Origin of the sequence: Saccharospirillum sp. HFRX-2, from assembly GCF_043196805.1 — a bacterium.
GTDB lineage: Bacteria > Pseudomonadota > Gammaproteobacteria > Pseudomonadales > Natronospirillaceae > Saccharospirillum.
The window spans coordinates 261,611-269,648 of the sequence record NZ_JBEBMU010000005.1 but is presented as its reverse complement, the minus strand read 5'-3'; the positions used below and the strand labels follow the sequence as shown (position 1 = coordinate 269,648).

At 55.9% G+C, this 8,038-nt stretch carries 6 protein-coding genes and 1 tRNA gene; all 7 read right to left on the bottom strand.

Annotated elements, in window-relative coordinates; genetic code table 11:
• Position 1 precedes the first annotated feature (1 nt).
• A tRNA-Glu gene (locus ABMA60_RS12815) sits at positions 2-77 on the bottom strand.
• Positions 78-164: 87 nt separating this feature from the next.
• Entirely contained in the window at positions 165-1,301 is a 1,137-nt protein-coding gene (locus tag ABMA60_RS12810) for a hypothetical protein (protein ID WP_392803672.1), read from the bottom strand.
• Positions 1,302-1,565: 264 nt separating this feature from the next.
• Positions 1,566-1,859: an integration host factor subunit beta gene (gene ihfB / locus ABMA60_RS12805; RefSeq protein WP_108165048.1), complete on the bottom strand. Its 294-nt coding sequence runs from the start codon at positions 1,857-1,859 to the stop codon at positions 1,566-1,568.
• 197 nt (positions 1,860-2,056) lie between these two features.
• Positions 2,057-3,742 (bottom strand): 30S ribosomal protein S1, encoded by a 1,686-nt coding sequence (rpsA, locus tag ABMA60_RS12800; protein WP_392803669.1) that lies wholly within the window; start codon positions 3,740-3,742, stop codon positions 2,057-2,059.
• Between the two features lie 248 nt (positions 3,743-3,990).
• Positions 3,991-4,674 carry a (d)CMP kinase gene (gene cmk, locus ABMA60_RS12795; RefSeq protein ID WP_392803667.1) on the bottom strand — a complete coding sequence of 228 codons (684 nt, stop codon included), beginning with the start codon at positions 4,672-4,674 and terminating at the stop codon, positions 3,991-3,993.
• 31 nt (positions 4,675-4,705) lie between these two features.
• Positions 4,706-6,922 (bottom strand): 3-phosphoshikimate 1-carboxyvinyltransferase, encoded by a 2,217-nt coding sequence (aroA, locus tag ABMA60_RS12790; RefSeq protein WP_392803665.1) that lies wholly within the window; start codon positions 6,920-6,922, stop codon positions 4,706-4,708.
• Complete coding sequence (gene hisC, locus ABMA60_RS12785) at positions 6,919-8,022, bottom strand: histidinol-phosphate transaminase (RefSeq protein WP_392803663.1); 1,104 nt, start codon at positions 8,020-8,022, stop codon at positions 6,919-6,921. Before hisC ends, aroA begins: the two co-directional genes overlap by 4 nt.
• Positions 8,023-8,038: the final 16 nt, after the last annotated feature.

Sequence of the window (8,038 nt, the reverse complement as noted above, 5' to 3'; positions counted from 1 at the left end):
GTGGCGTCCCGTAGGGGACTCGAACCCCTGTTACCGCCGTGAAAGGGCGGTGTCCTAGGCCACTAGACGAACGGGACAAACCAAGCTTTGAGGCAGAACATCAAAGCGGAGCGCATCATACCAATTTTCAGAATCAGTTCAATAACTTTATGAAAATCAACAGACTAGCCGCGATTCAGACTCGCTCGACGACGATCTTCATGGACCCGCTGTTCATGCTTGGAAAAAGCCGTCTCCCAGCGCTCACATTGCGGGCAAAACCAAATCATCGTGCCGGTTTCGTAGCCACAGTGATTGCACTGGTAACCATCGGGCAAACGCAGCTTTAAGCGCTGAATGGATTCCAGCAAAACCGCCCTCGGTGTCGGTCCTACATCCCGACGCTGCTCCAGCCAGCGCTGCATCAGGCCAAAAGATGCACCACTGTTAACCACGCGCTCCAGCTCAGAGTGCCAATAGTGGCTGCGCGGATCACTGTCGCCTACCAAGTCCAAGATGGCTTCCAGGACGCGATGGCTGGGGTGGAAGTCATAGAGCTTTTCAAGATAACGACGCAACGATGCCTCACCACCCACCAGACGTGATAGACGCTTCAATCCAGGCAGGATGACATCCACTCGGCGCACATCTCGCACCAACGCTTCTTTCAACAGACGCAAGGCTTTGTGGTAATGCCCCAAGGAGGTTTCCAATTCAGAAGAGGCGATAAAGGTTCGGGCGCTGTCTGATAACTTGCGGGCTTCTTTTAGCGCAATACGGGCCTGAACCAGCTTGCCCTGCCCCTTTAACTGACCAACATATTCACAATACAGATTAGCCAGGCGCATATTGCCCGATCCGGGCTGGCCATAGTCACGCACCAGCTTGATGGCACGTTCCCACTCCTGTTCTCGTTCAAGCACCACTAACCAAAGGCGAAAAGCCTGGGCGGAAAAACGCTCACCCTGACCCAGAATTAACGCCTCAAGTTCGGTTTCAGCGCGCCCTAAAAAGCCGGCGGAAAAGAAATCCTGGGCCAGTTCCACTCGCACCCGGTTGGATTGCTCTCTATCCAGGTCCGCCTCCAGCAGGGTTTCGTGAATCCGAATGGCGCGGTCGATCTGGCCTCTTTTGCGAAACAACTCGGCCAAGGCCAGATGGGTTTCCAGCGTATCGGCGGTAATGGGTAAGCGTTCGAGCAGTACGTCGAGCTCGCGATCCGGCTCGGAAGACAAGGCCTCAAAAGGCTCTATTCGATACTTTGACGGCACTGACCAGGGCGTCGTCAAGCGGCGCCAGAGAGATTTGACCGTGGTGAGCATTTTATCGACCTGTGCGCCTACGGCCGAAAAGACGGCCCAGAATCAGACCGATAAGGACCCCGATAAAGAGCGTTGCCAATAACCAGACAAACAATGGCAATGCCGGCGTTCGCCAAGCCATAAAGCTCAAAACGGTGCTTTGGTTGTTTCCAAAAGCCAGCAACCAAGCCATCACCGCGAGCAGGATGGCACAAAAGATTTTGGCTGATCGGATGAGCATGGGTGTGTTCAGCCTCCCGGCTGCGAGAACGAGGGTCGGGGCGATTATTCGTCGTCGATACTCAGGTTAACCGACTCGCGCAGTTCCTTGCCCGGTTTAAAATGAGGGACGTACTTGCCTTCCAGGCTGACGGATTCACCCGTCTTGGGATTACGACCCACACGTGGTGATCGATAATGCAGCGAAAAGCTGCCGAAGCCACGTATTTCGATGCGCTCGCCATCGGCCAGACTTTCGGCCATATGATCCAACATCGTCTTGATGGCCAACTCGACATCTTTAACGGACAGCTGCCCCTGGCGGTCGACTATCCGTTCGATTAACTCGGATTTGGTCATCCGAACCTCCCCGATCGGGTGTTCCTAAGCGATCAATATTTAGACTAAATCAGCCCCCAAGATAACACAAGTATTTATTTTTTAACGTTTTTTTGCAGCTTAACTGCTTCAAGCAGTACTTCAGCGGATCGATATAACAATCACTCAGGCACAAAAAAGCCGGCGCAATGGCCGGCTTTTTGAAACAGCGCTAACGATTATTCGTCGTCGCCCTGCTCCATTTTTTGCTTGATCAGATCACCAATGGTGGTTGGGCCTGATGCTTCTGCACTCTTCTCTTTCAGCTCGCGAACCGCAACTTTCTCATCTTCCACGTCCTTAGACTTGATGGACAGGCTGATGACTCGGTTCTTACGGTCGATGCTGACGATTTTGGCTTCAACTTCGTCGCCTTCTTTCAGGGCGTTACGAGCGTCTTCAACCTTGTCACGAGAGATTTCGGAAGCTTTCAGAATGCCTTCGATATCGTCGCTCAGCAAAATGGTCGCTGCTTTGGCGTCCACTTCCTTAACAGTACCGGTAACGATGGAACCCTTGTCGTTCACAGAGACGAACTCTGAGAACGGATCGCTGTCGAGCTGCTTGATACCCAGAGAAATGCGCTCACGCTCCGGATCGATCGACAGGATGGTGGTTTCCAGCTCATCGCCTTTCTTGTACTTGCGTACGGCTTCTTCGCCAGATTCGTTCCAGCTGATGTCAGACAGGTGAACCAGGCCGTCGATGCCGCCTTCCAGGCCGATGAAGATACCGAAGTCGGTGATCGATTTGATCTTGCCGACAACCTTGTCGCCCTTGTTGAAGTTATTGGAGAAGTCTTCCCAAGGATTAACAACGGTCTGCTTGATACCCAGAGAAATACGACGACGCTCTTCGTCGATGTCCAGAATCATCACTTCGATCTCGTCGCCAACAGAAACGACTTTAGACGGATGGATGTTCTTGTTGGTCCAATCCATTTCGGATACGTGAACCAGACCTTCGACGCCCTCTTCCAGCTCGGCAAAGCAGCCGTAGTCGGTGAGGTTGGTAACGCGGGCTTTAACGACCTGCTCTTCCGGGTAACGCGCCTTGATGTCGACCCAAGGATCTTCACCCAGTTGCTTCAGACCCAGAGAAACGCGGTTACGCTCACGGTCGAATTTCAGGACCTTAACTTCGATTTCATCGCCAACCTGAACGATTTCGCTCGGGTGCTTGATGCGCTTCCAAGCCATGTCGGTGATGTGCAGCAGGCCGTCAACGCCGCCCAGATCTACGAAAGCACCGTAGTCGGTCAGGTTCTTAACGATACCCTTGATGACCTGGCCTTCTTGCAGGCTGGCCAGCAATTCTTCGCGCTCGGCACTGTTGGACGCTTCCAGAACGGCGCGGCGAGAAACCACGACGTTGTTACGGCGGCGATCCAGCTTGATCACTTTGAAGTCCAGCTCTTTGCCTTCCAGGTGAGTGGTATCGCGTACCGGACGGATATCCACCAAAGAACCTGGCAGGAAGGCGCGTACAGAGCTGATGTCGACAGTAAAGCCACCTTTGACCTTGCCGTTGATAACACCTTTGACCACTTCTTCCGCTTCGTAAGCTTCTTCCAATTCGGTCCAGGCTTCAGCACGCTTGGCTTTCTCGCGTGACAGACGAGTATCACCGAAACCGTCTTCAACGGCTTCCAGTGCAACCTTGACTTCGTCACCGACGGCGATTTCCAGCTCACCTTCTTCGCTCAGGAACTGCGAACGCGGGATGATGCCTTCAGATTTCAAACCGGCGTGGACGGTAACCCAGTCAGCGTCAATAGCGACGACCAAGCCGGTCACGATGGAGCCCGGCTCCATCTCGATGGTTTTTAAGCTTTCTTCAAATAACTCAGCGAAAGATTCAGTCATTTAATTTGGTATCCCAATAATTAACAGCCCGTCACCTGCGATCTCTTTGGTTAGCGGTGACCAGCGGCTTTGCCATACGCCAGCTCGTATGGGTCAATCCAACAAACCCGGAACGCCACCTTGCTGGGTGGTGATCAGACCGGGACCGGACGGTGTATTCGACTCGCGTACGAACGGAACACACAGCCAATTCGGAGCGCGTATTATACGGATTAAGACTCAACAACCAAGGGCTTGGCTCGACTTTTTCACCATTCGATGCCGCGATCGGTCACCAGCGCCAGAACTCTATCCATCACCTCATCGATGCTCTGCACAGTGGTATCGATCACAACGGCGTCAGACGCCGGTTTCAGCGGCGCAACAGAACGGTTCGAATCGCGCTCATCGCGCTCGACGATGTCCGCCAGCACGCGGTTGTAGTCGGCACTGGCGCCGCTGTCACGCAATTGCTTAAAACGACGGTTGGCGCGTTCTTCGGCCGAAGCGGTCATAAAGATTTTCAGATTGGCTTCGGGAAACACCACCGTGCCCATATCGCGGCCATCGGCAATCAGGCCCGGCTCGGTGCGGAAGGCGCGCTGACGCTTGAGCAGCGCTTCGCGCACCCGGCCAAAAGCCGCCACCCGTGAGGCATTGGAACCGACCTCTTCGGTACGGATCTGGCGAGTGACGTCATCGCCTTCGAGCAACACGACGACAGAGTCGCCTTCCTGCTGGAAGCGAATGTCCAGGTGTTCGGCGATCACCGCCAGTGCCGATTCATTATCAAAATCAACACCGTGATTCATCGCCGCCAGCGCCGCTAAACGATAGAGCGCACCGGAATCGAGGTAGTGCCAACCGAAGCGACGGGCCAAGAGGCCACTGACGGTGCCTTTGCCGACGCCGCCGGGTCCGTCGAGCGTAATGACGGGAGCCTTGGAATTCATGATATCTGTCCTGGTTGTCGTGGGTTTGCCATCAGTCTTCCAAAGTGACGGCATAACCAAGTTGTCCGACCGCCGCGCTAAAACCGGGATAAGCCCCGAGCACACGGCCGGCATTGCGAATAATGACCGGTCGCCGGGCCACCTGAGCGGCGACCATAAAGGCCAGCGCCACACGCGGGTCCCCGGCACAATCGACGATGCCGCCATCAAGCGGCTGCCTGCCCCGACCGCGGACTCTAACGTCCTCGTCGGTCACTTCGATGTCAGCGCCCAAAACACGCAGACCATCCAGCATCCGCGTCAGTCGATCGGTCTCTTTGAAGCGCAATTCACCCAAACCGGCAAAACGACTGTCGCCATCTGCCAGGGCCGCCAACACGAACAACAAAGGAAACTCATCAATGGTGCGGCCACTAAAGTGGGTGCCATAGCTGCCCCCTCTGAGCGGCGCGCATCTTACCCGAAGATCGGCGACAGGTTCACCCCCCTGGTCACGAATATTACTCAGCGTGACCAAACCGCCCATGTCATTGAGGATATCGAGGAAGCCGAGGCGACTGGGGTTAACGCCCACAGCAGTAAGGGTCACATCTGAACCAGGGACCAAGGTCGCAGCCGCCAAATGCACCGCCGCCAGGGAAAAATCGCCTGGAATACTGAGGTTTAACGGTGGCAGTTGCGATGCCGGAGCAAACACCAGGGCGCCATTTCTGCTTTCCAGCCGGCACCCCAACTCCGCCAGCAGGCGTTCGGTATGATCACGGCTTGGTGCTGGTTCGGTCAGCCGCACCGGCATGCCCGCACAGAGCGCCGCCAGCAGAATGGCCGATTTGACCTGAGCACTGGCAATGGGCAAGTCATAGTCCAATGGCTGCCATTGCTGGGCGGGCTGAATCACAATGGGAGCAGTGCCATTGGCGGTCAGCTCAAGATGCGCCCCTAATTCAGCCAAGGGCAATTGCAGCCGCTCCATGGGTCGCTGACTCAAAGAAGCATCACCGATCAGTTCACTGGCAAAAGACTGGGCCGACAAAACACCGGCCAATAAGCGCATCGAGGTGGCTGACTGCCCCAGGTAAAGTGGGCTGTCAGGCGCTTGCAGTCCGGTCAAACCACGCCCTTTGATACTCAGACTGCCGTCACTGCCCTCATCGATGACCACGCCCAACTTACGCAAGGCTTCCAGCGTCGTGCGGTTATCATCATTTTCACCAAAACCGCGAATCTCACTGTCGCCTTCCGCCAGCGCCGCCAAAATAACGGCGCGATGGGAAATGGACCGATCACCCGGCACGCCAATGCGGCCACTCAGTCCTTGCGGTGCCGGCGCGACGATCAAATTACGGCGGGTGTCGTCACTGTGCCGCTGGCGGCTTTGCAGAATCTGAGTGAAATAATCGCGCGCTGATTTAGCACGACCGAAGACATCCAACAGCGTCCGACCCTCGCCCTGCTCGATCGCTTGGGCAAGATGTTCCAAATCACCCTGGAAACGTCGCAGTACGCCTAAGGTAGCGTCTTTATTGGCAAGGAAGACGTCATGCCACATGGTCGGATCGGAAGCGGCAATACGGGTAAAGTCGCGGAAACCGCCAGCGGCGTAGCGAAATATCTCGCGGTTCTCGGATTCCCGAGCCAGGGTATCGACCAGTGAAAACGCCAGCAGATGAGGCAAATGACTGGTGGCCGCCAACACCTCGTCGTGGCGCGACACCGACATGGTGACCACTTCAGCCCCCACCGCTTGCCAAAGCTCGGTCAATAACGCGACCGCAGAAGATGACGACGAAGCCAGAGGCGTCAGGATCAACAGATGGCGATCAAACAAATCGGCTTTAGCCGCCTCGACACCGGACCGCTCCGCTCCGGCAATGGGGTGACCCGGCACAAAACCAGACGGCAGATCATCACCCAGGGCTTTGCTCGCAGCGGCAACAACCTGGCCTTTTACACTGCCAACATCGGAAATAACGGTTTGATCGGTCAAATAAGGTTTCAGCGAGGTCAGCACCGATTCCATGGCCAGCACTGGCACTGCCAACACCAGCACATCGAACGCCGGAACCGACTCAGCAGAAGGCACGCTTTCATCAATGATGCCTAACTCCAGCGCCCGATCAGCCACGCCTGGCTGGGCGTCCATCCCCAGCACATAGGCCGCTCGCGACAAGCGCAGCGCCTTGGCAAAGGACGCGCCGATCATGCCAAGCCCGACGATCAGAACCCTGGGTGGCGCCGAGGTCGTCATGACGCCAGTTCGGCTTCCAGCGCCGTCAGAAAGCGTTGGTTTTCAGCCTCCAGGCCGATGGAGATACGCAGATATTCAGGCATGTCGTAACTGGCCAAAGGACGCACGATGATGCCCGAACGCAGTAACGCCTGGTGAATGGCAACGGCGCGCGGGCCTAAATGGACGGTGACAAAGTTGGTGACCGAAGGAATAAAGGTCAGCCCGAAGCGATCGAAGGCCTTGGTTAACTGTTCGTAACCAGCCGCATTTACAGCCAGGCTTTCCTGCATACGGGCAACGTCGGTGAGCGCCGCTTCAGCGGCCACCAGCGCCAGGGAATTCAAATTGAACGGCTGACGAACCCGGTTTAGTAAATCGGTAATCTCGGCATTGGCAACGCCATAACCGACCCGCAAACCAGCCAGACCATAAGCCTTAGAAAACGTCCGGGTGACAATCAGGTTGGGAAAGCGGCGCTGCAATTTAAAGCCGTTCGGGTAGTTTTCCTGATCAACGTACTCGGCATAGGCTTCATCCAGCACCACCAGCACGTCTTCGGGCACCACCTTCATAAAGGCTTTCAGTTCGCCCTTGCTCAACCAGGTACCGGTCGGATTATTGGGATTAGCGATAAACACCAGACGGGTGCGCTCGGTCAGCGCATCCGCCATGGCATCCAGATCGTGACCCCAGTCACGCGATGGCACCACAACAGACTCAGCTCCTGCCGCCTGCACCACCAGCGGATAAACCGCAAAGGCATGCTGACTCATTACCGCTTCGTCACCGGGGCTTAGAAAAGTTTTCGCCAGCAGTTCAAACAGCTCGTTGGAACCGCAACCAAGAGTAATCTGATTCTGTTCCAGGCCGTGGCGCTCGGCCAGTGCCTGCTTAAGACGAAAGCCATTGCCATCGGGATAACGAGCGATATCTGGCAAAGCCCGTTGCATCACTTCCTGGACCCGTGCGGACAAACCCAGCGGGCTTTCGTTGCTGGCCAGTTTGATGACATCGCTGACGCCCAACTCACGCTTAAGCTCGTCAATCGGCTTACCCGGCTCGTAGGGTTTGAGGGTCTGAATACCGGCAGCCGCCAGGGCCATGTAATCGCAACTCATCTTGCCAACCTGGGCT

What these genes read in the sequence shown, in the direction of transcription:
- ABMA60_RS12810 (WP_392803672.1), bottom strand. Translation starts at nt 1,301, where the DNA reads ATGCTCACCACGGTCAAATCTCTCTGGCGCCGCTTGACGACGCCCTGG.
- ihfB (WP_108165048.1), bottom strand. Translation starts at nt 1,859, where the DNA reads ATGACCAAATCCGAGTTAATCGAACGGATAGTCGACCGCCAGGGGCAG.
- rpsA (WP_392803669.1), bottom strand. Translation starts at nt 3,742, where the DNA reads ATGACTGAATCTTTCGCTGAGTTATTTGAAGAAAGCTTAAAAACCATC.
- cmk (WP_392803667.1), bottom strand. Translation starts at nt 4,674, where the DNA reads ATGAATTCCAAGGCTCCCGTCATTACGCTCGACGGACCCGGCGGCGTC.
- aroA (WP_392803665.1), bottom strand. Translation starts at nt 6,922, where the DNA reads ATGACGACCTCGGCGCCACCCAGGGTTCTGATCGTCGGGCTTGGCATG.
- hisC (WP_392803663.1), bottom strand. Translation starts at nt 8,022, where the DNA reads ATGAGTTGCGATTACATGGCCCTGGCGGCTGCCGGTATTCAGACCCTC.